This is a genomic window from Pseudomonas sp. DWP2-2 (assembly GCF_049897065.1).
GTDB classification, from domain to species: domain Bacteria; phylum Pseudomonadota; class Gammaproteobacteria; order Pseudomonadales; family Pseudomonadaceae; genus Aquipseudomonas; species Aquipseudomonas paracarnis.
On the sequence record NZ_JAFCVN010000005.1, the window covers coordinates 97,670 to 121,222 of the forward strand.

Sequence of the window (23,553 nt, forward strand, 5' to 3'; positions counted from 1 at the left end):
CATGAGTTGCTGGTATCTCACAAACAATGGAGATCCAATGTGGGAGCTGGCTTGCCTGCGATAGCGGTGGGTCAGCACTATTTCTGTATCTGACAGACCGCTATCGCAGGCAAGCCAGCTGCCACAGTTGGACTGTGGTGTTCTTCAGGTCGTATTTCAATCATCGACCTGCTTGGGCGGCGGCAAGGTGAAACCCGATACCGACCTGCGCAACTGGCTGGCCATCTTCGCCAGGTTACCAATGCTTTCGGCGGTGGCGGTGGAACCCGACGACGTCTGGGTGGTGATCTGCTGGATCACGTTCATGGTCAGGGAAATCTGCCCCGCCGATGAGGTCTGTTGCTGCGCCGCGTTGGAAATACTCTGGATCAGCGCCGCCAGGGTTTTGGACACGCCTTCGATCTCTTCCAGCGCCACCCCGGCGTCCTGGGCCAGGCGCGCGCCGCGCACCACTTCCGTGGTGGTCTGTTCCATGGAGATCACCGCTTCGTTGGTGTCGGCCTGGATGGTGCGTACCAGGGTTTCGATCTGCCGGGTGGCCGCCGAGGAGCGTTCGGCCAACCGTTGCACTTCATCGGCCACCACCGCAAAACCGCGCCCGGCGTCACCGGCCATGCTGGCCTGGATCGCGGCATTGAGGGCGAGGATATTGGTCTGGTCGGCGATATCGTCGATCAGGCTGATGATGTCTCCAATTTCCTGGGACGACTCGCCCAAACGCTTGATGCGCTTGGCGGTGTCCTGGATCTGCTCGCGAATGTTGTCCATGCCGTGGATGGTGTTGTGCACCACCTCGTTGCCTTTGTTGGCGATCTCTACCGAACGTTCAGCTACCGCCGAGGATTCGGCCGCGTTGGCCGACACCTGGTCGATGGACTGCGCCATCTGGTTGATCGCCGTGGACGCTTCGGCAATCTGCTGGGCCTGATGCTCCGACGCCTGGGCCAGGTGCATGGCGGTGGCCTGGGTGTCCTGCACGGCACCGGCGACCTGCCCGGCAGTGAGGTTGATGGTGGCGACCAGGTCGCGCAGTTGGTCCACGGAATAATTGATGGAGTCTGCGATGGTGCCGGTGAAGTCTTCGGTGACCGAGGCGGTGACGGTGAGGTCGCCGTCAGCCAGGTCTTCGATTTCATCCAGCAGGCGCATGATCGCGTTCTGGTTGCGCTCGTTCTTCTGCGCGGTTTCATGCAGTTGGCGGTTGGTCTCGCGCACCATGACCAGGCCGATCAGGATGATCGAGGCCAGCGCCAGCAAGCCCAGCACGTAACCGCCGATGGTGTCGAAGCTGCGCCCGCTGGCGAGGTTTTCAAAACCCGTGGCCAGGTGCGAGGCTTCATCGAGCAGGGTTTGCGACAGGTTGAAAATATTGCTCGCCGAGGCGCGCACCTGGAACAACTGCGGCGAGGTCTCGAGAATTTCATCCACGGAGCCGGAGACAAATTCGAACAGCTCGGCGATGTCCGCCAGCCGCGCCCGGGCATCCGGGTCTTCGACCTGGGTGATACGCAGCCCCGGGTTGCCGTTGAGCATGCCATTGAGCACCACGCCAAAACGGTTGGCATCGCGACCGAAGGCATCGGCGGCCTGCCCGGCGGTTTCATCCCCCGCCAGCACCGTGTTGACCGCCCCCAGGATACGTTCGGCCAGCAGCGACTGGCGTTGGGCCAAGGCTACCTGGCTGGCCGGGGCGCCGCGTTGCAGCAGGATATCCACGACTTTTTCCGACTCGATCTGCAGTTGCGGTACGGTTTCGGCCAGGGTCGCCGCCACCTGGTGCAACGACAACACGGTCTGCTCGCTGGCCAGGATGGCGTCGGTGTTTTTCAGCAACGCCTCCCAGTCGGTCTGCACCGCCCGCATTTCGGCGCGCACCGCACTGGGCGCCGCCGGTAAGCCGGTTTGCGGGTCACCTTTTTTCAGGTAGCCCCAGCGCTGGGCAAAATCGTTGCGCGCATCGCCCAGCAGCTTGAACGCCGCCGCTTTCCCGGCAGCGGCCTCGGTGGCGTTCTTGGCAATGCGCTGGGACAGCACGCGCAGCTCACCGGCGTGGCCGATGTACTGCTTATCGTAAGTGGACTGGGTGTTGAGGTACGCGAAGTTGGCGAACAGCAGCATGATGAACACGATCAAGGCGATAAACAGCACGATGATCTGCGAACGGCTGCGCGAAGCGGCCTGGGGTTTGGGCGTGGTAGCGGTGCTCATGCGGCAACATCCATGAAGCCAGGGGCCTGGGCCAGGGCGAAGGGGCTGAAGACTTGCCACGGCGGGTCGCCGTCGAACTGGCCCTGAATAAACGGCGCGCTCGAGGCAGCGCTCGCCACCCAGGCATCCAATGGGAAATGCTGCATGCCTACCACCTCATCTACCAGCAGCCCGACAAACAGGTCGTTGAACTCCACCACCAGCACCCGCCGTTGCTTGCGCGCCCTGGACAACTCAAGGCCCAGGAAACCGCCCAGGTCCATCACCGGAAGCAAGCGCCCGCGCAGGTTGGCCACGCCCTTGACCCAGGGCTTGACCCCCGGCATCAAGGTGCAACGTGGCTCATGCAACACCTCGGCGACTTCGCCCATGGGCGCCACGTAGGCGTTTGGCCCTATGCGGAAAGCGATGCCGCTCCAGCGTTGCAGGCGCGTTTCCTGGGACGGCAGGTCCGCGGCCAGCAAGCGGCAGCGGCGGTCGATGTCCAGCAGCAGCTCGAAGGCGGTTTGCGACTCGGTCATGATCGCAAGCCTTAGCCGGCCAGCACCTTGTTCAGGGTGGCAATCAGGGTTTCTTCATCCACAGGCTTGGTCAGGTAGTCCTTGGCGCCCTGGCGTGCGCCCCAGATCTTGTCGGTTTCCTGATCCTTGGTGGTGATGATGATGATCGGGATACCGTTGGTTTCCGGCTCCTTGGACAACTGGCGCGTGGCCTGGAAGCCGTTGAGGCCGGGCATCACGATATCCATCAGCACCGCGTCGGGCTTTTCCTGACGGGCCAGGGCCACGCCGTCCGCGCCGTTTTCGGCCTTGAGCACCTGGTGGCCATGCTTTTCCAGCATGCCGGTGAGTTTGTACATTTCGGTCGGCGAATCGTCGACGATCAGAACACGTGCCATGGTTTTCCCCGCTACATTGGTCGGCGCCGGCCCTCGTGAGGCGGCGTCAGTGTGCTTGTTCTACTGCGGCGAACCCAGGCACATAGGCCTTGATCGCCCCCAGCAGTTCTTCCTTGCTGAAAGGCTTGGTCAAAAATTGATCGACACCCACGATGCGCCCCTTGGCCTTGTCGAACAGGCCGTCCTTGGAAGACAACATGATCACCGGGATCGACTTGAACGCCGGGTTGTTCTTCACCAGGGCGCAGGTCTGGTAGCCGTCCAGGCGCGGCATCATGATGTCGACAAAGATAATGTGCGGGTGATGATCGACAATACGGGCCAGGGCGTCGAAACCGTCGATCGCCGTGATGACCTCGCACCCCATGTTCTTCAACAGCGTCTCGGCGGTGCGGCGGATCGTTTTCGAATCGTCGATTACCATCACCTTCAAGGCGTTGGAATGCTGTTCCATATCTGCTCTACCATCGCCACAGCGAATCGGTTTTCGGTGTGTACTGCCTGATGTTGCACAGGATGAACGCCGCAAGCCTTGGAATTCAAGGGCTGCTGCGCCGTGCCAGCCTTTTTAGCACAGTCTCCTGGCGCAATCTATCGAGGCACCCGCCCAGTGGTTTTTCCTTGACCCACAACAGCCGCAGCGCCACTCTGACGCCACTTTTATGCGCCCTAATTTGCTAGAGGAAATCCCCATGAGCGTTCGCGTCGGCATTGTCATGGACCCTATCGCCAGCATTTCCTATAAAAAGGACAGTTCGCTGGCCATGCTCCTGGCCGCCCAGGCCCGCGGCTGGACCTTGTTCTATATGGAGCAGCGCGACCTTTACCAGGGTGACGGAGAGGCCCGCGCACGCATGCGCCCGCTGCAGGTGTTTGCCAACCCCGAGAAGTGGTTCGAGCTTTCTGACGAAATCGACAGCCCGCTGAGCGACCTCGACGTGATCCTGATGCGCAAGGATCCGCCGTTCGACATGGAATTTGTGTACTCCACCTACCTGCTGGAGCAGGCCGAACGCGCGGGCGTGTTGATCGTCAACAAGCCGCAAAGCCTGCGCGACTGTAATGAAAAACTGTTCGCCACCCTGTTCCCGCAGTGCACGCCACCGACCGTGGTCAGCCGCCGCGCCGATGTACTGCGTGAATTCGCCGCCAAGCATGGCGACGTGATCCTCAAGCCGCTGGACGGCATGGGCGGCACCTCGATCTTCCGTCACCGCGCCGGCGACCCGAACCTGTCGGTGATCCTCGAAACCCTGACCGCCCTGGGCACCCAGCAAATCATGGGCCAGGCCTATCTGCCGGCGATCAAGGATGGCGACAAGCGTATCCTGATGATTGACGGCGAGCCGGTGGATTATTGCCTGGCGCGCATCCCGGCAGCCGGCGAGACCCGTGGCAACCTGGCCGCCGGTGGTCGCGGTGAAGCGCGGCCGTTATCAGAAAAAGACCGCTGGATTGCCGCTCAAGTCGGTCCAACCCTGCGGGAAAAAGGTCTGCTATTTGTCGGACTAGACGTAATTGGCGAGAACCTCACTGAAATCAACGTCACCAGCCCGACCTGTATTCGCGAGATCGACAACGCATTTGGCACGAACATCGGTGAAATGCTGATGGTCGCCATTGAACGCAAGCTACAAGCCAAGTGACATAGAACAGCCGGACACCTACCAACATTGCGTTATCATGCGCCACCTGTGAAACGCGCGATGTTGGTTTTCTTGTCATGACACTCCCGTCCGATCTGCCCCCCGAATTCTCCCCCAGCGGCGTGCGCCCGGCCGATCGTCTCGGTTTTACCCTGTTTCTCGCTGCCTTGATTCATCTCGCCCTGCTCCTGGGTGTGGGGTTCACCCTGGTCGAACCCAAGCAGATCACCAAGACACTGGAAATCACTCTCGCCACGTTCAAGAGCGAAAAGAAGCCCGAAAAGGCTGACTTTCTCGCCCAGGACAACCAACAGGGCAGCGGCACCCTCGACAAGAAAGCCGTGCCCAAGACCACCGAGGTAGCGCCCTTCCATGACAACCAGGTCAAGAAGGTCACTCCGCCGCCAGCGCCCAAGCCTGAGGTCAGGCAGGCCACGCCCAAGGCCGCGGTGACCACTGTCGCGCCCAAACCGCAAAAAGCCCCGACCCAGCGCGAAAAGGCCAAGACCGAACCCAAGCCCGAGCCAGTGAAACCTGCGCCGACGTTCGACAGCTCGACGTTATCCGACGAAATTTCCAGCCTGGAAGCCGAACTGGCCCATGAGCAACAGCTTTATGCCAAGCGCCCGCGCATCTACCGCCTGAACGCCGCCTCAACCATGCGCGATAAAGGTGCCTGGTATAAGGACGAGTGGCGCAAGAAAGTCGAACGCATCGGCAACCTCAATTACCCGGACGAGGCGCGGCGCCAGCAGATTTATGGCAATTTGCGCTTGCTGGTGTCGATCAACCGTGACGGCTCGCTGTATGAGGTGCAGGTGCTGGAGTCCTCCGGCCAGCCGCTGCTGGACCAGGCTGCGCAACGCATCGTGCGCCTGGCCGCGCCCTTTGCGCCGTTCAGCGGCGACTTGAGCGACGTGGACCGCCTGGAAATCATCCGCACCTGGCGGTTCGCCAAGGGCGACCGGTTGTCCAGCAACTGATCACACAGATCGTTCCCACGCTCCGCGTGGGAATGCCGCCATGGACGCTCTGCGTCTGCTCTTGGGACGCGGAGCGCCCCGGGATGCATTCCGACGCAAAGCATGGGAACGATCAGCGACCAGGCTCGCGCCCGCACTTGTCAGTTCGCCCCTCCAACGCCACACTAGCGGACATGAAAAACGTCAGCCCGACCTACCTCAAGCACCAATTCCTGATCGCCATGCCCCATATGGCCGACCCGAACTTTGCGCAGACCTTGACCTACATCGTCGAGCACACGGCCAATGGTGCCATGGGGTTGGTGGTCAACCGCCCGCAGGAGCTGAACCTGGCCGATATCCTTGAGCAACTGCGCCCGGAAATCGACCCGCCGGCGCGTTGCCAGGGCGTACCGATCTACATCGGCGGGCCGGTTCAGACAGATCGCGGTTTTGTGCTGCACCCCACCGGGCCCAAGTTCCAGGCCACGGTAGACCTTGAGGGTGTGTCATTGTCCACATCCCAGGACGTGCTGTTCGCCATCGCCGACGGCGTCGGCCCTGAGCAAAGTGTGATCACCCTGGGCTACGCCGGTTGGGAAGCCGGGCAACTGGAGGCCGAACTGGCCAGCAATGCCTGGCTGACCTGCCCGTTCGACGCTGACATCCTGTTCAACACCGCCAGCGAACTGCGCCTGGAAGCGGCAGCAGCCAAGCTGCGGGTCAACCTCAGCCTGCTGACCAGCCAGGCGGGGCACGCCTGATGGCCTTGCGTCTGATCCTCGGTTTTGACTACGGCACCAAACAGATCGGCGTAGCGGTTGGCCAGGTCATCACCGGCCAGGCCCGCGAGCTGTGCACCCTCAAGGCCCAGAACGGCGTGCCGGACTGGAACCAGGTCGAAGCCCTGATTAAAGAGTGGAAGCCTGACGCGGTGGTGGTCGGCCTGCCCCTGAACATGGATGGCACCCCCAGTGACATGTGCCTGCGCGCCGAGAAGTTCGCGCGCCGCCTCAATGGCCGCTACAACCTGCCCTTCTATACCCACGACGAACGCCTCACCACCTTCGAAGCCAAGGGGGAGCGCCGCGACCGTGGCGGGCAAAAGGGCAGTTACCGCGACAACCCGGTAGACGCCATCGCCGCGGCCTTGCTGTTGCAGGGCTGGCTGGATGAAAACACCGCTTTATTTGAATCCTGACCCGCCGCGATCCTGTGGGAGCGGGCTTGCCCGCGAAGAACGTTAACGATACCGCGAGAAGACTGGATGAACGCGGTGCCCATGAGTTTTTCGCGAGCAAGCTCGCTCCTACACACTTGATAAGGAGCCACCATGAGCTTGCCGAACCCTGCCGAACTGATCAGCCAGATGGCGATACGCCTCAAGGCGCACCTGGAACACCGTGCCATCAGCGAACCGCGCTTTATCGGCATACGCACCGGTGGCGTGTGGGTGGCCCAGGCATTGCTGGAAGCACTGGGCAGCGATTCGCCCCTGGGCACCTTGGACGTGTCCTTCTACCGCGACGATTTCAGCCAGAACGGCCTGCATCCACAAGTGCGCCCTTCGGCCCTGCCCTTCGAGATCGAAGGCCAGCACCTGGTACTGATCGACGACGTGCTGATGAGCGGCCGCACCATCCGCGCCGCCATGAACGAACTGTTCGACTATGGCCGCCCGGCCAGCGTGACCCTGGTGTGCCTGCTGGACCTGGATGCCGGCGAACTGCCGATCAGCCCGGACGTCGTAGGCGCGACCCTGTCGCTTGCCCCCCAGCAGCGGGTAAAATTGTCCGGTCCTACGCCGCTCGAACTCGAACTGCAAGACCTTGCCCTTTAAACCGCCTTGTAAAGAGTCCCCGCGATGACGCCTCTAGATGCCAAGCGCCCGCTGCAGCTCAATGCTCAGGGCCAGTTGCAACACTTCTTGTCCCTCGACGGTTTGCCCCGCGAACTGCTCACCGAAATCCTCGACACCGCCGATTCGTTCCTGGAAGTCGGTGGCCGGGCAGTGAAGAAAGTCCCGCTGTTGCGCGGTAAAACCATCTGCAACGTGTTCTTCGAGAACTCCACCCGCACCCGCACCACCTTTGAACTGGCGGCCCAGCGGCTGTCGGCCGATGTGATCACGTTGAACGTGTCCACCTCGTCGGCGAGCAAGGGCGAAACCCTGCTCGATACCCTGCGCAACCTGGAAGCCATGGCAGCCGACATGTTCGTGGTACGCCACGGCGACTCCGGCGCTGCGCATTTCATCGCCGAGCATGTGTGCCCGAACGTGGCGATCATCAATGGCGGCGACGGCCGTCACGCGCACCCGACCCAGGGCATGCTCGACATGCTCACCATTCGTCGGCACAAGGGCAGCTTTGAAAACCTCTCGGTAGCCATCGTCGGCGACATCCTGCATTCGCGGGTTGCACGTTCGAACATGCTGGCTCTCAAGGCCCTGGGTTGCCCGGATATCCGCGTGATCGCGCCCAAGACCCTGTTGCCAATCGGCATCGAACAGTATGGCGTGAAGGTCTACACCGACATGGCCGAGGGCCTCAAGGATGTGGACGTAGTGATCATGCTGCGCCTGCAACGCGAGCGCATGGCCGGGGGCTTGTTGCCCAGCGAAGGTGAGTTCTACCGCCTGTTCGGCCTGACCACCGCACGCCTGGCCATGGCCAAGCCGGATGCAATCGTGATGCACCCGGGGCCGATCAACCGCGGCGTGGAAATTGAGTCGGCGGTGGCCGATGGCCCGCAGTCGGTGATTCTCAACCAAGTGACCTACGGCATCGCCGTGCGCATGGCCGTGCTGTCCATGGCCATGAGCGGGCAAACCGCGCAACGTCAATTCGAGCAGGAGCAGGCCCAGTGAAGCTCAGCATTCTCGGCGCCCGGGTCATCGACCCGGCCAGTGGCCTGGACCAAGTTACCGATCTACACCTGGACGCCGGCAAGATCGTCGCCATGGGCGCCGCCCCCGCAGGCTTCAACGCCGGCCAGAGCATCGATGCCAAGGGCCTGGTGGCCGCGCCTGGGCTGGTGGACCTGAATGTCGCCCTGCGTGAACCGGGCTACAGCCGCAAAGGCAATATCGCCAGCGAAACCCAGGCCGCGGCAGCCGGTGGCGTGACCAGCCTGTGTTGCCCGCCCAACACCAAGCCGGTGCTGGACACGTCGGCCGTGACCGAGCTGATCCTCGACCGCGCCCGCGAAGCCGGCAACTGCAAAGTGTTTCCCATTGGTGCCTTGAGCAAGGGCCTGGATGGCGAACAACTCGCCGAATTGATCGCTCTGCGTGACGCCGGTTGCGTGGCCTTCGGCAACGGCCTGGAAAGCTTTCGCAGCACGCGCACCTTGTGCCGCGCCCTGGAATACGCGGCCACCTTCGACTTGACGGTGATCTTCCATTCCCAGGACCGCGACCTGGCCGAAGGCGGCCTGGCCCACGAAGGCGCAGTGGCCAGCTTCCTCGGCCTGCCGGGCATTCCGGAAACAGCAGAAACCGTGGCCCTCGCCCGTGACCTGTTGCTGGTGGAACAAAGCGGCGTGCGTGCGCATTTCAGCCAGTTGACCAGCGCCCGGGGCGTGGCTCTGATCGCCCAGGCCCAGGCCCGTGGCTTGCGGGTCACCGCGGATGTCGCCCTGTACCAACTGATCCTGACGGATGAGGCGCTGATCGACTTCTCCAGCCTGTACCACGTACAGCCCCCGCTGCGCACCAAGGCTGACCGTGACGGTTTGCGTGCGGCGGTGAAGTCGGGTGTGGTGTCGGCGATTTCCAGCCATCACCAACCTCACGAGCGAGACGCCAAGCTGGCACCGTTTGGCGCGACCGAGCCAGGCATCAGCAGCGTGGAGTTGTTGTTGCCACTGGCGATGACGCTGGTGGAAGACGGCTTGCTGGACCTTCCGACACTGCTGGCACGCCTGAGCGCCGGCCCGGCCGAGGCCCTGCGCTTGCCGGCGGGCCAGTTGTCGGTGGGTTCACCGGCGGACCTGGTGCTGTTCGACCTGGCAAGCTCGACGGTGGCTGGTGAGCGTTGGTTGTCCAAGGGCGAAAACTGCCCGTTCATCGGCCACAGCCTGCCGGCGACGGTGCGGTATACCTTGATGGATGGGCGGATCAGCTACCAGGCTTGACGCGCAAGCTCGTTCCCACGCTCTGCGTGGGAACGCATCCTGTGACGCTCTGCGTCAGCACTCCAAAGGTGGACGCGAAGCGTCCTGGGCTGCATTCCCACGCGGAGCGTGGGAACGATCAGTGCTCAGCGCCCGCTGTTGCGCTCGGCATTGCGGATCGAGATCTGCGTGTTCAGCGTCCAGAAGTCATACAGCACCCCGATCAGGAACAAACCGCCGGTCAGCAGGTAGATCAGGCCGGTGATCCATTTGCCCTGGTACATACGGTGCACACCAAACACCCCCAGGAACGCCAACAGAATCCACGCCACGCTGTATTCAATCGGCCCTGCGGTAAACCGCAGGTCGGCTTCACGGTCCATGGCCGGGATCAGGAACAAGTCGATCAACCAGCCAATGCCGAACAAGCCGAAGGTGAAAAACCAGATCGTGCCCGTCACAGGCTTGCCGTAATAAAAGCGATGAGCCCCGGTAAAACCGAAAATCCACAGCAGGTAACCAATCGCCTTGCTGTGGGTGTCTTGCTGCTGAGCAACCTGTTGATAGGTGTTCATGAAGGACCTCTTTTGCTTCGATAGATAAATTTTTTCATTTTCTTTGTGACTTTTTTACGGGCGCCCGACGTACGGCAAATGGTATCGTCCTGCCCTCAAAGCCTTGTAGCGCCTGACTTGTGTAGGACAATTGCGGCGAATCGTCGCGTTTTTCCTGAATTTGACCCCAAGGTTCAGTCGACAAACGGGCTGAGAACAGCACAAAAAGCTGTTATAAAGTTGCGCGCAAACCCATAAGAGCCACGCCTAATGCGACCATTTTTCAAGACATGGCTAACCATTTGCCTATTAATGCCACTGGCCGCCCACGCCACCAATCGTGAGCAACGACTTCCGAACGTTAACGGTTTCACCCCTAAAGTCCATAGCACGCCCAGCACTGCCAAATCGGCAAAGCCGACCGTCAGCCGCCCGACTCAACTGAGCAAGGCCCACGGCAAAGCGCTTTCCACCCAGTTGGCCGTGAACACCAAGCAAAGCAGCAACGTCTTGAGCCGTGCCGTCAACGTGCTCGGTACACCTTATCGTTGGGGCGGCAGCAGCCCAAGTAAAGGGTTCGACTGCAGCGGCCTGGTGAAATATGCATTTAACGATGTAAAAGCGGTGGACCTGCCACGCACTTCCAACGCCATGGCGGCCGGTCATGGGTTGAAGGTGGACCGTAAAGACCTGAAACCGGGCGACCTGTTGTTTTTCAAACTCAAGAGCCGCCAGGTCAATCATGTCGCCATCTACCTGGGCAACGACCGCTTTATCCACGCACCGCGCCGTGGCAAGTCGGTGAGCATCGACACACTGAAAAAGCCGTTCTGGGACAAGAACTACGTGATTGCCAAGCGGGTACTGCCTAAAGAGCAGAACAACAACCTGCGGATCGTGCAGCGCTAAGCAAGGCGCTACTGAAGCTCCCCATTTGAAATGCAATCAAATGTGGGAGCTGGCTTGCCTGCGATGACGGTGTGTCAGTTGGCAGAGAGTGCCTGACAGTCCGCTATCGCAGGCAAGCCAGCTCCCACATTGTGCATCTGTGTGTTCTAGATATCTGCCGGTACCCTCGCCTTCTCCCGGGCCTCTTCCCGACTGACCAGCCCCGAGCCGACCAACGCCTTCAAACTCATATCCAGGGTCTTCATCCCCAACGCCCCTCCCGTCTGGATAGCCGAAACCATCTGCGCCACCTTGTCTTCGCGAATCAAGTTACGAATTGCCGGGGTGCCCAGCATGATTTCATGAGCGGCCACGCGCCCACCGCCCACCTTCTTCACCAGCACCTGAGACACCACCGCCTGCAACGACTCCGACAGCATCGAGCGGACCATGGCCTTCTCCCCGGCCGGGAAGACGTCTACCAGCCGGTCCACTGTCTTTGCCGCCGACGAGGTGTGCAGGGTGCCGAACACCAGGTGCCCGGTCTCTGCCGCCGTCAGCGCAAGGCGGATGGTTTCCAGATCGCGCAATTCACCCACCAGGATCACATCCGGGTCTTCCCGCAGGGCTGAACGCAGGGCCACCGAGAAACTGTGAGTGTCGCGATGCACCTGGCGCTGGTTGACCAGCGCCAGTTTCGGCCTGTGGATAAACTCGATGGGGTCTTCCAGCGTGAGGATATGCTGGCGTCGATGCCGGTTGAGGTCGTCGATCATCGCCGCCAGGGTCGTAGACTTGCCCGAGCCGGTGGGCCCGGTCACCAGCACCAGGCCACGAGGAAGGCGGGCGATACGCTGGAACACCTCGCCCAGTCCCAGGTCCTCCAGGCTTTGGACCTCAGTCGCAATAGCCCGGAACACCGCACCCACGCCGCGATCCTGGCGGAACACGTTCGCCCGGAACCGGGCGACGCCTGGCAATTCGAAGGCAAAATCCGTTTCAAGAGATGTTTCGAAATCCTTTTGTTGATGTTTATTCAGCAAAGGGCTCAATAAGTCGACCACTTGGGTAGCGTTCAGCGCTGGCCCATCCAGCGGCCAAACCTCGCCATCAATGCGCAGCATCGGTGCCAGGCCGGCTGACAGATGCAGGTCTGAGGCGCCTCGGCTTACGCTGGCCGTCAGCAATTGCGTGATATCCATAGGGCTTTCCATTTCCAGTAGAATGCCGCGGACTCCATATCCACGGGCGCATCTTGAATGTCGACGATAGCAGACAACATCGGCCTGGTTATCCAGCGCATCCGCGCCGCAGCCGCCGCCGTGCAACGTGACGCAAGCAGCATCCACCTGCTGGCCGTGAGCAAGACCAAACCCGCGCAGGCGGTACGCGACGCCTATGCCGCCGGGCTGCACGACTTTGGGGAAAACTACCTGCAGGAAGCCTTGGGCAAACAGGCGGATTTGACCGACCTGCCCTTGAGTTGGCACTTCATCGGCCCCATTCAATCGAACAAGACTCGCGCCATCGCCGAGAACTTCGCTTGGGTGCATTCCGTGGACCGCCTGAAAATCGCACAACGCCTGTCCGAACAACGCCCGACCGACCTGCCGCCGCTCAATATCTGCATTCAGGTCAATGTCAGTGGCGAAGCCAGCAAGTCCGGCTGCACACCCGCCGACCTGCCGGCCCTGGCCACGGCGATCAGCGCCCTGCCGCGCTTGAAGCTGCGGGGTTTGATGGCAATTCCCGAGCCGACTGAAGACCGGGCGGAGCAGGATGCGGCGTTTGCCACAGTGCGCGACCTGCAAGCCAGCTTGAACCTGCCGCTGGACACACTTTCCATGGGCATGAGCCATGACCTTGAGTCGGCCATTGCCCAAGGCGCCACCTGGGTGCGGATCGGTACCGCCCTGTTTGGCGCCCGCGACTACGGCCAGCCGTGAAATGGCTGACATCCCTCGAAAATAAGGACCTGTCATGAGCAACACGCGTATTGCCTTTATCGGCGCCGGTAACATGGCGGCCAGCCTGATCGGTGGCCTGCGGGCCAAGGGCCTGGACGCCGCGCAGATCCACGCCAGCGACCCGGGCGCCGAGACCCGCGAGCGCGTCAGCGCCGAACACGGTATCCAGACCTTCGCCGATAACGCCGAGGCCATCCACGGCGTCGATGTGATCGTGCTGGCGGTCAAGCCCCAGGCCATGAAGGCCGTGTGCGAGAGCCTGCGCCCGAGCCTGCAACCTCACCAACTGGTGGTGTCGATTGCCGCTGGCATCACCTGCGCCAGCATGACCAACTGGCTCGGCGCCCAGCCCATCGTGCGCTGCATGCCCAACACCCCGGCGCTGCTGCGCCAGGGCGTCAGCGGTTTGTATGCCACTGGCGAAGTCACCGCGCAGCAACGTGACCAGGCCCAGGAACTGCTGTCTGCGGTGGGCATCGCCGTGTGGCTCGAGCAGGAACAGCAACTGGACGCGGTCACCGCCGTCTCCGGCAGCGGCCCGGCCTATTTCTTCCTGTTGATCGAGGCCATGACGGCCGCCGGCGTCAAGCTGGGCCTGCCCCACGACGTGGCCGAGCAACTGGCGGAACAAACCGCCCTGGGCGCCGCGAAAATGGCGGTCGGCAGCGAGGTGGATGCCGCCGAACTGCGCCGTCGCGTCACCTCGCCAGGTGGTACCACACAAGCGGCTATCGAGTCGTTCCAGGCCGGGGGCTTTGAAGCCCTGGTGGAAACAGCACTGGGTGCCGCCGCACATCGTTCGGCCGAGATGGCTGAGCAACTGGGCAAATAGTCGTCCCTTACCAAGGTAATCAAACATGCTCGGAATCAATGACGCTGCCGTTTTCATCATCCAGACCCTGGGCAGCCTGTACCTGCTGATCGTGCTGATGCGCTTTATCCTGCAACTGGTGCGTGCGAACTTCTACAACCCGCTGTGCCAATTCGTGGTGAAGGCCACCCAACCGCTGCTCAAGCCGCTGCGCCGGGTGATCCCGAGCCTGTTCGGCCTGGACATGTCGTCGCTGGTGCTGGCATTGCTGCTGCAGATCCTGCTGTTCGTGGTGATCCTGATGCTCAACGGCTACCAGGCGTTCACCGTATTGCTGTTGCCATGGGGCCTGATCGGTATTTTCTCGCTGTTCCTGAAGATCATTTTCTGGTCGATGATCATCAGCGTGATTCTTTCGTGGGTCGCGCCAGGCAGCCGTAGCCCGGGCGCCGAATTGGTGGCTCAGATCACCGAACCGGTGCTGGCACCCTTCCGTCGCCTGATCCCGAACCTGGGTGGCCTGGATATCTCGCCGATCTTTGCGTTTATCGTGATTCAGCTGCTGCAGAGCTGGGTGATTCCACGCCTGGCGTACTTTGCCTACATGCCAAAAGAGTTGTTTGGCCTGATCTGACCGATAGATCGTTCCCACGCTCTGCGTGGGAATGCAGCCCGTGATGCTCCGCGTCACAAGGACGGGACGCAGAGCGTCCCAAGAGGCATTCCCACGCGGAGCGTGGGAACGATCACGCTAACCCCGACCTTTGCTTGCCGCTAGGGTCCCCGCTCTTTAGACTTACGCCTCATTTAAACGAGAGCAGGGTCGATGCCAGCTGCCTTCCCCCCCGATTCTGTTGGACTGGTCGTGCCACAAGTGGCGCACTTCAGCGAACCGCTGGCCCTGGCCTGCGGCCGTTCGTTGCCGGCCTACGACCTGATCTACGAAACCTATGGCCAACTGAACGCCACGGCGAGCAACGCCGTGCTGATCTGCCATGCCTTATCCGGCCATCATCACGCCGCCGGCTTCCATAGCGTTGACGACCGCAAGCCCGGCTGGTGGGACAGCTGCATCGGCCCCGGCAAGCCCATCGACACCAACAAGTTCTTTGTGGTCAGCCTGAACAACCTTGGCGGCTGCAACGGTTCCACCGGCCCCAGCAGCCTCAACCCGGAAACCGGCAAGCCGTTCGGCGCCGACTTCCCGGTGCTGACGGTAGAGGACTGGGTGCACAGCCAGGCACGCCTCGCCGACCTGTTGGGCATCAGCCAGTGGGCCGCCGTGATTGGCGGCAGCCTGGGCGGTATGCAGGCGCTGCAATGGACCATCACTTATCCGGACCGTGTGCGCCACTGCCTGGCTATCGCCTCGGCGCCCAAGTTGTCGGCGCAGAACATCGCCTTCAACGAAGTGGCACGCCAGGCCATCCTCACCGACCCCGAGTTTCACGGCGGTTCGTTCCAGGAAGCGGGCGTGATCCCCAAGCGTGGTTTGATGCTGGCGCGGATGGTCGGCCACATTACCTACCTGTCCGACGATTCCATGGGCGAGAAATTCGGCCGTGGCCTCAAGAGCGAGAAGCTCAACTACGACTTCCACAGCGTCGAGTTCCAGGTGGAAAGCTACCTGCGTTACCAGGGCGAGGAGTTCTCGGGGCGTTTCGACGCCAATACCTACCTGCTGATGACCAAGGCCCTGGACTACTTCGACCCGGCCGCCAATCACGATGACGACCTGGCGAAAACCTTCGAGCACGCCACGGCCAAGTTCTGCGTGATGTCGTTCACCACCGACTGGCGCTTTTCGCCAGCGCGCTCCCGTGAGCTGGTGGATGCCCTGATGGCCGCCAAGAAAGACGTCTGCTACCTGGAGATCGATGCACCGCAAGGCCACGACGCCTTCCTGATTCCGATCCCACGCTACCTGCAGGCGTTCAGTAACTACATGAACCGTATTTCGCTTGTGAGAACGCCATGAGAGCCGACCTGGAAATCATCCAAGACTGGATCCCCGCCGGCAGCCGCGTGCTCGACCTGGGCTGCGGCGACGGCGAACTGCTGAGCTGGCTGCGCGACCACAAGCAAGTCACCGGCTACGGCCTGGAAAACGACCCGGACAACATCGCCCAATGCGTGGCCAAGGGCATCAACGTGATCGAGCAGGACCTGGACAAGGGCCTGGGCAACTTTGCCAGCAACAGCTTCGATATCGTGGTGATGACCCAAGCCCTCCAAGCGGTGCACTACCCGGACCGCATCCTCGACGAAATGCTGCGCGTGGGCCGCCAATGCATCATCACCTTCCCCAACTTTGGCCACTGGCGCTGCCGCTGGTACCTGGCCACCAAGGGGCGCATGCCGGTCTCCGACTTCCTGCCGTACACTTGGTACAACACGCCGAACATCCACTTTTGCACCTTCGAAGACTTCGAAGCCCTGTGTGGCGAACGTGAAGCCAAGGTGATCAACCGCCTTGCCGTCGATCAACAGCACCGCCACGGCTGGGCGAGTAAGCTATGGCCCAACCTGTTGGGCGAAATTGGTATCTACCGGGTCAGCAGTCCTGGCCTGACCGACCACAAAGTTGCCGTCTAATCATCTTCAAGAGGGACGTTCATGAGTCGTTTGGCTATTTTTCTATTGACCGCATGCCTGGGCGCCAGCGCCATGGCCGCCGACACTATCGACGCTAATCGCAAAAAAGACTTTGGCGATATCACCGTTCATTACAACACCTTCACTTCAAGCTTCCTGCCACCCGAGACCGCCCAGAAAGTCGGCGTGGTGCGCAGCAAGGAGAAGGGGTTGATCAACGTCACCGTGATCAAGGGCGTAAGCCCAGTGGCCGCGCAAGTCACCGGCACTATCAAGGACCTGGGCGGCAAAAGCGAGATCCTGACGTTCAAGCAGATCGAAGAAAAAGGCGGCATCAGCTACCTCGCGCCCTACACCGTGACGCAACGGGAATACAAGACCTTCACCATCAACGTTGAAACCGGCGGCAAGGCCCACGGCTTCCAATTCAACCAAGAACTGTTCCCCGCCCAATGATGAACCTTACCCAACTCGTACTCGCCAGCCATAACGCCGGCAAACTCAAAGAACTGCAGGCCATGCTCGGTGAGTCTGTGCAACTGCGTTCGATCGGCGAGTTCAGCCAGGTCGAACCGGAAGAGACCGGCCTGTCGTTCGTCGAGAATGCCATCCTCAAGGCCCGCAATGCTGCGCGTATCTCTGGCCTGCCGGCCCTGGCGGATGATTCGGGCCTGGCCGTGGATTTCCTCGGCGGCGCCCCTGGTATCTACTCGGCCCGTTACGCCGACGGCCAGGGCGATGCAGCCAACAACGTCAAGCTGCTCGACGCCCTCAAAGACGTGCCGGAGGCCGAGCGTGGTGCGCAGTTCGTCTGCGTGTTGGCCCTGGTGCGGCATGCCGACGACCCGCTGCCGATTCTGTGCGAAGGCTTGTGGCACGGGCGCATCCTGCACGCGGCCAGCGGTGAACATGGCTTTGGCTATGACCCGCTGTTCTGGGTGCCGGAGCGCAATGTCTCCAGCGCTGAACTGAGCCCGGCCGACAAAAATCAGATCAGCCACCGCGCCCGCGCCATGGCGTTGCTGCGCCAGCGCCTGGGTTTGAAATGACCCAGAACACCTCTGCGCAGCCGCTGATCCACGGTGGCGCGCAAACACCACGGGCGGCCCTGCCCCATCTGCCGCCCCTGGCGCTGTATATCCACATCCCGTGGTGCGTGCGTAAATGCCCGTATTGCGACTTCAACTCCCACACCGCGAGCAAAGTGCTGCCGGAAGAAGAGTATGTGGATGCCCTGCTGGCCGACCTGGACCAAGACCTGCACGCCGTATATGGCCGTAAGCTGAGTTCGATCTTCTTTGGCGGCGGCACGCCCAGCCTGTTCAGCGCGGCTGCACTGGGCCGCCTGCTCAAGGGCGTTCAAGCGCGTATCCCGTTTGCTGACGATATCGAGATCACCCTGGAAGCCAACCCCGGGACGTTCGAACAAGAGAAGTTCGTGGCGTACCGCAAACTGGGGATCAATCGCCTGTCCATCGGCATCCAGAGCTTCCAGCAAGAGAAGCTTGAAGCCCTGGGCCGCATCCACAATGGCGATGACGCCGTGCGCGCAGCCGGCATGGCGCGCCAGGCCGGGTTCGACAACTTCAACCTGGACTTGATGCACGGCCTGCCCAACCAGTCCCTGGAGGACGCCTTGGGCGACCTGCGCCAGGCCATTGCACTCAAGCCGACGCACCTGTCCTGGTACCAACTGACCCTGGAACCCAACACCGTGTTCTGGAACCAGCCGCCCGCGCTGCCGGAAGACGACACGCTGTGGGATATCCAGGAAGCCGGCCAGGCACTGCTCGCCGAACACGGTTACGCACAATATGAAGTCTCGGCCTACGCCCAACCGGGACGGCCGGCGCGGCATAACCTCAATTACTGGAGCTTTGGCGACTTTATCGGCATCGGCGCCGGGGCCCACGGCAAGCTCAGCCACCCGGACGGGCGCATTATCCGCACCTGGAAAACCCGTGCACCAAAGGACTACCTCAACCCGGCCAAAAGCTTCCAGGCCGGCGCGAAAGAACTGACCAACGATGAACTGCCGTTCGAGTTTCTGATGAACGCGCTGCGCCTCACCGAAGGGGTTGATGCCAAGCTCTACGCCGAGCGCACCGGCCTCGATCTGGCCAGCCTCGATGAAGGCCGCCGCGACGCAGAACAAAGTGGATTAATGCAGGTCGAACCGTCACGCCTGGCGGCCACCGACCGCGGGCAACTCTTTCTCAATGACCTGTTGCAGAAGTTTTTGAGCTGATAGCTCTTAAGGAAATCGAATGGATCTGGTACTCGACCTGCTCGCCACCGTATCCCGCTGGAGCCGTAGCAACCTGTCGGAAATCTCGTTGGCCCTTGTGGGCTGTTTGCTGGTTCTGTTCGGCGCCGACATCAAGGGCTGGGTCGAAGCGCGCCTGGGCAGCATCGCCGGCGCCTTGCGCGTACCCTTGATGGCCCTGCTGTGCCTGATCGGCAGCGGTGCGGCGTTGATCTATGCCACGCCGTGGATTGTGCGGGGGTTGAGCCAGTTCAATAACTACAGCCTGGCACCGGTGTTGATCGTGGTGCTGGTGTTGATTGGCGTGGTAGCAGACCGCCGCTGACTCAGCAGGCACTACAAAACAAATGTGGGAGCTGGCTTGCCTGCGATACAGACACCTCGGTGTATCAGTGATACCGAGGTGATGCTATCGCAGGCAAGCCAGTTCCCACATTTGATTGCGTTTCAAGCTGATGACTGTTTAAGCCAGCTTCTCGAATTTCAAATCCCACACCCCATGCCCCAATCGCTCGCCACGGCGTTCGAACTTGGTGATCGGCCGCTCGGCCGGGCGTGGCACGCATTTGCCGTCTTCGGCCAGGTTGCGGTAGCCAGGGGCGACATTCATCACTTCCAGCATGTATTCCGCGTACGGTTCCCAGTCGGTGGCCATGTGCAGGATGCCGCCCACTTTCAGCTTGCTGCGCACCAGTTCCGCGAAGGACGCCTGGACGATGCGGCGCTTGTGGTGACGGGCCTTGTGCCATGGGTCGGGGAAGAACAGCATCAGGCGGTCGAGGCTGTTGTCGGCGATGCAGCGGTTGAGCACTTCAATCGCATCGCAGTCGTAGACCCGCAGGTTTTTCAGGCCTTGGGTCAGCACACCGTTGAGCAGTGCGCCGACGCCTGGGCGGTGCACTTCCACACCGATGAAATCCTGCTCCGGCGCGGCTGCGGCCATTTCCAGCAGGGAATGGCCCATACCGAAACCGATTTCCAGGGAGCGCGGGGCCGAACGGCCGAACACTTGGTCATAGTCCACCGGCGCGTCGGCCAGGGGCAACACGAACAGCGGCGTGCCCTGCTCCAGGCCCTTTTGTTGGCCTTCGGTCATGCGGCCGGCGCGCATCACAAAACTCTTGATGCGGCGGTGCTTGGACTCGTCGCCTTCTTCCACGGTGTTCGGCGTTTCGTTTGATTCAGTCATCAATAGCTCTTACTTGATCAGACCATCCAGCGGCGAAGAGGCGCTGGCATAGAGTTTTTTCGGCATGCGCCCGGCGAGGTAGGCCAGGCGGCCCGCGACGATGGCGTGGTTCATGGCTTGGGCCATCATGATTGGTTGCTGGGCATGGGCAATGGCCGAGTTCATCAATACGGCGTCGCAGCCCAGCTCCATGGCGATGGTCGCGTCGGAGGCTGTGCCCACGCCCGCATCCACCAGTACTGGAATCCTGGCTTCTTCGAGGATGATCTGCAGGTTATACGGATTGCAGATCCCCAGGCCGGAACCGATCAGACCGGCCAGCGGCATCACCGCGATGCAGCCGATTTCTGCCAGTTGGCGCGCGATGATCGGGTCATCGCTGGTGTAGACCATCACGTCGAAACCTTCCTTGACCAGGGTTTCGGCGGCCTTGAGGGTTTCGATCACATTGGGGAACAGGGTTTTCTGGTCGGCCAGCACTTCCAGCTTCACCAGGTTGTGGCCGTCGAGCAGCTCACGGGCCAGGCGGCAGGTGCGCACGGCTTCGATGGCGTCGTAGCAGCCCGCGGTGTTTGGCAGGAAGGTGTAGCGCTCCGGCGACAGCACTTCGAGCAGGTTCGGCTCGCCCTCGATCTGGCCGAGGTTGGTGCGGCGCACGGCGAAGGTGACGATCTCGGCACCCGAGGCTTCGATGGCCAGGCGGGTTTCTTCCATGTCGCGGTACTTGCCGGTGCCGACCAGCAGACGGGACTGGTAGGTACGACCGGCCAGGACGAAAGGCTTGTCGCTACGAACGATGCTCATGGGAAATCCTCTGGTTGGATGAGGTTCTGCAGAATGCGTTGCGGCCGTGGCGGGCTAGCCGCCGCCGATGGCGTGGACCACTTCGATCTGGTCACCTTCGGTGAGCGCAGTCTCGGCGTGCTGGCTACGCGGGACGATATCCAGGTTGAGCTCCACTGCGACGCGACGCCCGGTCAGGTCCAGACGGGTCAGCAGGGCCGCAACGGTTTCGCCGTCGGGCAGTTCAAAGGGTTCGCCGTTCAACTGAATGCGCATGCCACGGGCCGCCATCGTTTTTAGGGGCCCGCATTCTAGCGCGATTGGAACCTGAAGGTCAGCTCCAAGCGTCAAGCGGTCAAAGCTGCAAACGCCACGCCGCCAGGCCCAGGAAGAACCAGCCGAGCAGGAACGCCAGCCCGCCAAACGGCGTGATGATCCCCAGTTTACTGATGCCGGTCATCGTCAGCACATACAGGCTGCCCGAGAACAGCAGGATACCGACGGTAAACGAAATACCCGCCCAAGTGACCAGCCGACCCGGAATATGCGCCGCCAGCAAGGCCACGCCGAACAGTGCCAGGGCATGCACCAACTGGTAGGTCACACCAGTATGAAAGATCGCCAGGTAGTCGATGCTCAGGCGGTTTTTCAGGCCGTGGGCGGCGAACGCGCCCAGGGCGACACCGGTAAAGCCGAAAAAGGCAGCCAGCATCAGAAAGCTACGCAGCATGGGGAACTCCAGTCAGACTCATCGGGCAGGGTCTGTATAATGGCCCGCTCAACGGGTTCGGCCAAGCCATCTCTATGCTGCGTGTCCTCTTCAAACGCTTTCTCAACGTCGTGAAATGGTTTGCCATCGGCAGTGTGTTGCTGGTGCTACTGTTTCGTGTGGTGCCGCCACCGTTCACTGCGCTGATGGTGGAGCGCAAGGTCGAGTCCTGGGTCGACGGTGAGCCTATCGACCTGCAACGCAGTTGGGTGCCATGGGATGAAATATCCGATGACCTGAAAGTGGCGGTGATGGCCGGTGAAGACCAGCGCTTCCCACAACATTGGGGTTTTGATTTCGGCGCGATCCAGGCGGCGATTCTGCACAACGAACGCGGCGGCTCGATTCGCGGTGCCAGCACCCTGAGCCAGCAGGTGTCGAAAAACCTGTTCCTGTGGGCCGGCCGCAGCTATTTGCGCAAAGGCCTGGAGGCGTGGTTTACCGGTTTGATCGAGGTGTTGTGGCCCAAGCAGCGGATTCTTGAGGTGTACCTCAACAGCGTGGAATGGGATGAAGGTGTGTTTGGCGCAGAGGCAGCGGCGCGGCACCATTTTGGCGTGAGCGCCAAGGGCCTTTCGCGGCACCAGGCCAGTTACCTGGCGGCGGTATTGCCCAATCCACGGGTGTGGAGTGCCAGCCATCCGACGGCCTATGTGGCACGGCGGGCGGCGTGGATTCGCCAGCAGATGAGCCAATTGGGCGGGGATGGTTACCTGGTGGAGCTGAACAACTCTCGAAAGGCACCGTGGTCCGACTGACACAATATGGGACCTGTGGGAGCTGGCTTGCCTGCGATAGCGGTGGGTCAGTAACCCATGCTTCAGCTGACACGGCCTCATCGCAGGCAAGCCAGCTCCCACATTAAACCGAGTTGGGCTTGAGACTTTTCGAACACAAACAAAAATGCCCCGGTCTTTCGACCGGGGCATTTTTTGTTCGCTGCATTTTAAGCGGCGATCGACAACTTCAGCTTGTTCATCGCGCTTTTCTCAAGCTGACGAATCCGCTCGGCCGACACGTTGTACTTCTGCGCCAGGTCGTGCAGCGTGGCCTTTTCTTCTGCCAGCCAACGCTGGTAGAGGATGTCACGACTGCGGTCGTCCAGCACTTCCAGCGCTTCGTGCAGGTTGTGGTTGGAGTTGTCGCTCCAGTCGGCGTCTTCCAGTTGACGCGCCGGGTCGTACCGGTGGTCTTCCAGGTAGTTGGCCGGCGATTGGAAGGCGCTGTCGTCATCCGCTTCGGCGGCTGGGTCGAAGGCCATGTCATGGCCGGTCAGGCGGCTTTCCATCTCGCGCACTTCACGCGGCTCCACGCCGAGGCTTTCGGCCACGCGGTGGACTTCTTCGTTGTTCAGCCACGCCAGGCGTTTTTTCTGGCTGCGCAGGTTGAAGAACAGCTTGCGCTGGGCCTTGGTAGTGGCCACTTTCACGATGCGCCAGTTGCGCAGGATGAACTCGTGGATTTCCGCCTTGATCCAGTGCACGGCAAACGAAACCAGGCGCACGCCCATTTCAGGGTTGAAACGCTTCACTGCCTTCATCAGGCCAACGTTGCCTTCCTGAATCAGGTCGGCCTGGGCCAGACCGTAGCCGCTATAGCTACGGGCGATATGTACGACAAAACGCAGGTGGGCGAGCACCATCTGCCGAGCCGCCCCCAAATCCTGCTCATAGTAGAGACTCTCGGCCAGTTCACGCTCCTGCTCGGGCGTCAGCAATGGAATGCTGTTGACCGTGTGCACATAAGCCTCCAGGTTCGCACCCGGGACCAAGGCATAAGCAGGTTGCAAAGAAGTGGTCATACGAAAAAACCTCCGACTCACATAACTCGTGCAGTTCAGCACTGCGAAAATTGACCTGGGAACCGTAGGACAAGTTCCCTAAACCGCTGATACGGTCAAT

29 protein-coding genes are annotated in these 23,553 nt (G+C 61.4%); 18 read left to right on the top strand and 11 right to left on the bottom strand.

The window, feature by feature from the left end; genetic code table 11:
- Positions 1–156: 156 nt before the first annotated feature.
- The 4 genes from ACP7CZ_RS13115 to pilG are packed head-to-tail and all read right to left on the bottom strand — an operon-like array spanning position 157 to position 3,560.
- On the bottom strand, positions 157–2,208 hold the full coding sequence (locus tag ACP7CZ_RS13115; RefSeq protein WP_034128934.1) for a methyl-accepting chemotaxis protein: 2,052 nt from the start codon (positions 2,206–2,208) through the stop codon (positions 157–159).
- A complete protein-coding gene (locus ACP7CZ_RS13120; protein ID WP_034128935.1) occupies positions 2,205–2,729 on the bottom strand; it encodes a chemotaxis protein CheW in 525 nt (174 codons plus the stop codon). The genes ACP7CZ_RS13115 and ACP7CZ_RS13120 overlap by 4 nt, the downstream gene beginning before the upstream one ends.
- Positions 2,730–2,740: 11 nt before the next feature.
- A complete protein-coding gene (pilH, locus tag ACP7CZ_RS13125; protein WP_014720320.1) occupies positions 2,741–3,106 on the bottom strand; it encodes a twitching motility response regulator PilH in 366 nt (121 codons plus the stop codon).
- Positions 3,107–3,152: 46 nt separating this feature from the next.
- The gene (pilG, locus tag ACP7CZ_RS13130) at positions 3,153–3,560 is read right to left on the bottom strand and encodes a twitching motility response regulator PilG (protein ID WP_014720321.1); all 408 of its coding nucleotides are present in this window, start codon (positions 3,558–3,560) and stop codon (positions 3,153–3,155) included.
- 238 nt (positions 3,561–3,798) lie between these two features.
- Here pilG and gshB point away from each other — a divergent pair, with 238 nt between their 5' ends.
- From gshB to ACP7CZ_RS13165, 7 genes are all read left to right on the top strand, one after another.
- Positions 3,799–4,752 (top strand): glutathione synthase, encoded by a 954-nt coding sequence (gshB, locus tag ACP7CZ_RS13135; protein WP_054897572.1) that lies wholly within the window; start codon positions 3,799–3,801, stop codon positions 4,750–4,752.
- A gap of 77 nt (positions 4,753–4,829) precedes the next feature.
- Entirely contained in the window at positions 4,830–5,735 is a 906-nt protein-coding gene (locus tag ACP7CZ_RS13140) for an energy transducer TonB (RefSeq protein ID WP_034128937.1), read from the top strand.
- A gap of 173 nt (positions 5,736–5,908) precedes the next feature.
- On the top strand, positions 5,909–6,478 hold the full coding sequence (locus ACP7CZ_RS13145) for a YqgE/AlgH family protein (protein ID WP_017139445.1): 570 nt from the start codon (positions 5,909–5,911) through the stop codon (positions 6,476–6,478).
- The gene (ruvX, locus tag ACP7CZ_RS13150) at positions 6,478–6,915 is read left to right on the top strand and encodes a Holliday junction resolvase RuvX (RefSeq protein ID WP_003195067.1); all 438 of its coding nucleotides are present in this window, start codon (positions 6,478–6,480) and stop codon (positions 6,913–6,915) included. Before ACP7CZ_RS13145 ends, ruvX begins: the two co-directional genes overlap by 1 nt.
- A 132-nt stretch (positions 6,916–7,047) precedes the next feature.
- The gene (gene pyrR / locus ACP7CZ_RS13155) at positions 7,048–7,554 is read left to right on the top strand and encodes a bifunctional pyr operon transcriptional regulator/uracil phosphoribosyltransferase PyrR (protein ID WP_019817751.1); all 507 of its coding nucleotides are present in this window, start codon (positions 7,048–7,050) and stop codon (positions 7,552–7,554) included.
- A gap of 24 nt (positions 7,555–7,578) precedes the next feature.
- Positions 7,579–8,583 carry an aspartate carbamoyltransferase catalytic subunit gene (locus tag ACP7CZ_RS13160; RefSeq protein WP_034128938.1) on the top strand — a complete coding sequence of 335 codons (1,005 nt, stop codon included), beginning with the start codon at positions 7,579–7,581 and terminating at the stop codon, positions 8,581–8,583.
- A complete protein-coding gene (locus ACP7CZ_RS13165) occupies positions 8,580–9,851 on the top strand; it encodes a dihydroorotase (RefSeq protein ID WP_294195644.1) in 1,272 nt (423 codons plus the stop codon). Before ACP7CZ_RS13160 ends, ACP7CZ_RS13165 begins: the two co-directional genes overlap by 4 nt.
- 125 nt (positions 9,852–9,976) lie before the next feature.
- On the opposite strand, the gene ACP7CZ_RS13170 is transcribed toward ACP7CZ_RS13165, so the two are convergent.
- Entirely contained in the window at positions 9,977–10,405 is a 429-nt protein-coding gene (locus ACP7CZ_RS13170) for an NINE protein (RefSeq protein WP_054897575.1), read from the bottom strand.
- A gap of 249 nt (positions 10,406–10,654) precedes the next feature.
- Here ACP7CZ_RS13170 and ACP7CZ_RS13175 point away from each other — a divergent pair, with 249 nt between their 5' ends.
- The gene (locus ACP7CZ_RS13175; protein WP_034128941.1) at positions 10,655–11,293 is read left to right on the top strand and encodes a C40 family peptidase; all 639 of its coding nucleotides are present in this window, start codon (positions 10,655–10,657) and stop codon (positions 11,291–11,293) included.
- Between the two features lie 146 nt (positions 11,294–11,439).
- Here the strand turns inward: ACP7CZ_RS13175 and ACP7CZ_RS13180 are convergent, their stop codons facing one another.
- Positions 11,440–12,474 (bottom strand): type IV pilus twitching motility protein PilT, encoded by a 1,035-nt coding sequence (locus ACP7CZ_RS13180; RefSeq protein ID WP_054916912.1) that lies wholly within the window; start codon positions 12,472–12,474, stop codon positions 11,440–11,442.
- 57 nt (positions 12,475–12,531) lie between these two features.
- On the opposite strand from ACP7CZ_RS13180, the gene ACP7CZ_RS13185 reads away from it, so the two are divergent.
- The 9 genes from ACP7CZ_RS13185 to ACP7CZ_RS13225 all read left to right on the top strand — a co-directional run bounded on the left by ACP7CZ_RS13185 (position 12,532) and on the right by ACP7CZ_RS13225 (position 19,236).
- On the top strand, positions 12,532–13,218 hold the full coding sequence (locus tag ACP7CZ_RS13185; protein WP_054916915.1) for a YggS family pyridoxal phosphate-dependent enzyme: 687 nt from the start codon (positions 12,532–12,534) through the stop codon (positions 13,216–13,218).
- Positions 13,219–13,252: 34 nt separating this feature from the next.
- Positions 13,253–14,071, top strand: a complete 819-nt coding sequence (gene proC, locus ACP7CZ_RS13190) for a pyrroline-5-carboxylate reductase (RefSeq protein WP_294195638.1) — start codon at positions 13,253–13,255, stop codon at positions 14,069–14,071.
- Between the two features lie 25 nt (positions 14,072–14,096).
- Positions 14,097–14,684, top strand: a complete 588-nt coding sequence (locus tag ACP7CZ_RS13195; protein ID WP_054897579.1) for a YggT family protein — start codon at positions 14,097–14,099, stop codon at positions 14,682–14,684.
- A 192-nt stretch (positions 14,685–14,876) separates the two neighbouring features.
- Positions 14,877–16,028 (top strand): homoserine O-succinyltransferase MetX, encoded by a 1,152-nt coding sequence (metX, locus tag ACP7CZ_RS13200; RefSeq protein ID WP_034128945.1) that lies wholly within the window; start codon positions 14,877–14,879, stop codon positions 16,026–16,028.
- On the top strand, positions 16,025–16,645 hold the full coding sequence (metW, locus tag ACP7CZ_RS13205; RefSeq protein WP_003195091.1) for a methionine biosynthesis protein MetW: 621 nt from the start codon (positions 16,025–16,027) through the stop codon (positions 16,643–16,645). Before metX ends, metW begins: the two co-directional genes overlap by 4 nt.
- Before the next feature lie 21 nt (positions 16,646–16,666).
- Positions 16,667–17,101, top strand: a complete 435-nt coding sequence (locus tag ACP7CZ_RS13210) for a DUF4426 domain-containing protein (protein ID WP_032894709.1) — start codon at positions 16,667–16,669, stop codon at positions 17,099–17,101.
- Positions 17,098–17,694, top strand: a complete 597-nt coding sequence (gene rdgB / locus ACP7CZ_RS13215) for an RdgB/HAM1 family non-canonical purine NTP pyrophosphatase (protein ID WP_070415484.1) — start codon at positions 17,098–17,100, stop codon at positions 17,692–17,694. The genes ACP7CZ_RS13210 and rdgB overlap by 4 nt, the downstream gene beginning before the upstream one ends.
- Positions 17,691–18,893 (top strand): radical SAM family heme chaperone HemW, encoded by a 1,203-nt coding sequence (gene hemW, locus ACP7CZ_RS13220; protein WP_070415485.1) that lies wholly within the window; start codon positions 17,691–17,693, stop codon positions 18,891–18,893. The genes rdgB and hemW overlap by 4 nt, the downstream gene beginning before the upstream one ends.
- Positions 18,894–18,912: 19 nt before the next feature.
- Positions 18,913–19,236 carry a DUF3392 domain-containing protein gene (locus ACP7CZ_RS13225; protein ID WP_003195099.1) on the top strand — a complete coding sequence of 108 codons (324 nt, stop codon included), beginning with the start codon at positions 18,913–18,915 and terminating at the stop codon, positions 19,234–19,236.
- A gap of 138 nt (positions 19,237–19,374) precedes the next feature.
- Here ACP7CZ_RS13225 and trmB read toward each other — a convergent pair whose 3' ends face one another.
- The 4 genes from trmB to ACP7CZ_RS13245 form a co-directional block, all read right to left on the bottom strand.
- Entirely contained in the window at positions 19,375–20,100 is a 726-nt protein-coding gene (trmB, locus tag ACP7CZ_RS13230; protein ID WP_003195101.1) for a tRNA (guanosine(46)-N7)-methyltransferase TrmB, read from the bottom strand.
- Between the two features lie 9 nt (positions 20,101–20,109).
- A complete protein-coding gene (locus ACP7CZ_RS13235) occupies positions 20,110–20,904 on the bottom strand; it encodes a thiazole synthase (protein ID WP_054897581.1) in 795 nt (264 codons plus the stop codon).
- A 54-nt stretch (positions 20,905–20,958) separates the two neighbouring features.
- Positions 20,959–21,159: a sulfur carrier protein ThiS gene (gene thiS, locus ACP7CZ_RS13240; RefSeq protein WP_020301926.1), complete on the bottom strand. Its 201-nt coding sequence runs from the start codon at positions 21,157–21,159 to the stop codon at positions 20,959–20,961.
- A 79-nt stretch (positions 21,160–21,238) separates the two neighbouring features.
- Positions 21,239–21,613, bottom strand: a complete 375-nt coding sequence (locus tag ACP7CZ_RS13245) for a DUF423 domain-containing protein (protein ID WP_054917012.1) — start codon at positions 21,611–21,613, stop codon at positions 21,239–21,241.
- Positions 21,614–21,687: 74 nt separating this feature from the next.
- On the opposite strand from ACP7CZ_RS13245, the gene mtgA reads away from it, so the two are divergent.
- Positions 21,688–22,410, top strand: a complete 723-nt coding sequence (gene mtgA / locus ACP7CZ_RS13250) for a monofunctional biosynthetic peptidoglycan transglycosylase (protein ID WP_200583588.1) — start codon at positions 21,688–21,690, stop codon at positions 22,408–22,410.
- Positions 22,411–22,598: 188 nt separating this feature from the next.
- Here the strand turns inward: mtgA and rpoH are convergent, their stop codons facing one another.
- On the bottom strand, positions 22,599–23,453 hold the full coding sequence (gene rpoH / locus ACP7CZ_RS13255; RefSeq protein ID WP_003176698.1) for an RNA polymerase sigma factor RpoH: 855 nt from the start codon (positions 23,451–23,453) through the stop codon (positions 22,599–22,601).
- Positions 23,454–23,553: the final 100 nt, after the last annotated feature.

Coding starts and splice junctions, on each gene's coding strand:
- ACP7CZ_RS13115 (WP_034128934.1), bottom strand. CDS start 2,208: ATGAGCACCGCTACCACGCCCAAACCCCAGGCCGCTTCGCGCAGCCGT.
- ACP7CZ_RS13120 (WP_034128935.1), bottom strand. CDS start 2,729: ATGACCGAGTCGCAAACCGCCTTCGAGCTGCTGCTGGACATCGACCGC.
- pilH (WP_014720320.1), bottom strand. CDS start 3,106: ATGGCACGTGTTCTGATCGTCGACGATTCGCCGACCGAAATGTACAAA.
- pilG (WP_014720321.1), bottom strand. CDS start 3,560: ATGGAACAGCATTCCAACGCCTTGAAGGTGATGGTAATCGACGATTCG.
- gshB (WP_054897572.1), top strand. CDS start 3,799: ATGAGCGTTCGCGTCGGCATTGTCATGGACCCTATCGCCAGCATTTCC.
- ACP7CZ_RS13140 (WP_034128937.1), top strand. CDS start 4,830: ATGACACTCCCGTCCGATCTGCCCCCCGAATTCTCCCCCAGCGGCGTG.
- ACP7CZ_RS13145 (WP_017139445.1), top strand. CDS start 5,909: ATGAAAAACGTCAGCCCGACCTACCTCAAGCACCAATTCCTGATCGCC.
- ruvX (WP_003195067.1), top strand. CDS start 6,478: ATGGCCTTGCGTCTGATCCTCGGTTTTGACTACGGCACCAAACAGATC.
- pyrR (WP_019817751.1), top strand. CDS start 7,048: ATGAGCTTGCCGAACCCTGCCGAACTGATCAGCCAGATGGCGATACGC.
- ACP7CZ_RS13160 (WP_034128938.1), top strand. CDS start 7,579: ATGACGCCTCTAGATGCCAAGCGCCCGCTGCAGCTCAATGCTCAGGGC.
- ACP7CZ_RS13170 (WP_054897575.1), bottom strand. CDS start 10,405: ATGAACACCTATCAACAGGTTGCTCAGCAGCAAGACACCCACAGCAAG.
- ACP7CZ_RS13175 (WP_034128941.1), top strand. CDS start 10,655: ATGCGACCATTTTTCAAGACATGGCTAACCATTTGCCTATTAATGCCA.
- ACP7CZ_RS13180 (WP_054916912.1), bottom strand. CDS start 12,474: ATGGATATCACGCAATTGCTGACGGCCAGCGTAAGCCGAGGCGCCTCA.
- ACP7CZ_RS13185 (WP_054916915.1), top strand. CDS start 12,532: ATGTCGACGATAGCAGACAACATCGGCCTGGTTATCCAGCGCATCCGC.
- proC (WP_294195638.1), top strand. CDS start 13,253: ATGAGCAACACGCGTATTGCCTTTATCGGCGCCGGTAACATGGCGGCC.
- ACP7CZ_RS13195 (WP_054897579.1), top strand. CDS start 14,097: ATGCTCGGAATCAATGACGCTGCCGTTTTCATCATCCAGACCCTGGGC.
- metX (WP_034128945.1), top strand. CDS start 14,877: ATGCCAGCTGCCTTCCCCCCCGATTCTGTTGGACTGGTCGTGCCACAA.
- metW (WP_003195091.1), top strand. CDS start 16,025: ATGAGAGCCGACCTGGAAATCATCCAAGACTGGATCCCCGCCGGCAGC.
- ACP7CZ_RS13210 (WP_032894709.1), top strand. CDS start 16,667: ATGAGTCGTTTGGCTATTTTTCTATTGACCGCATGCCTGGGCGCCAGC.
- rdgB (WP_070415484.1), top strand. CDS start 17,098: ATGATGAACCTTACCCAACTCGTACTCGCCAGCCATAACGCCGGCAAA.
- hemW (WP_070415485.1), top strand. CDS start 17,691: ATGACCCAGAACACCTCTGCGCAGCCGCTGATCCACGGTGGCGCGCAA.
- ACP7CZ_RS13225 (WP_003195099.1), top strand. CDS start 18,913: ATGGATCTGGTACTCGACCTGCTCGCCACCGTATCCCGCTGGAGCCGT.
- trmB (WP_003195101.1), bottom strand. CDS start 20,100: ATGACTGAATCAAACGAAACGCCGAACACCGTGGAAGAAGGCGACGAG.
- ACP7CZ_RS13235 (WP_054897581.1), bottom strand. CDS start 20,904: ATGAGCATCGTTCGTAGCGACAAGCCTTTCGTCCTGGCCGGTCGTACC.
- thiS (WP_020301926.1), bottom strand. CDS start 21,159: ATGCGCATTCAGTTGAACGGCGAACCCTTTGAACTGCCCGACGGCGAA.
- ACP7CZ_RS13245 (WP_054917012.1), bottom strand. CDS start 21,613: ATGCTGCGTAGCTTTCTGATGCTGGCTGCCTTTTTCGGCTTTACCGGT.
- mtgA (WP_200583588.1), top strand. CDS start 21,688: ATGCTGCGTGTCCTCTTCAAACGCTTTCTCAACGTCGTGAAATGGTTT.
- rpoH (WP_003176698.1), bottom strand. CDS start 23,453: ATGACCACTTCTTTGCAACCTGCTTATGCCTTGGTCCCGGGTGCGAAC.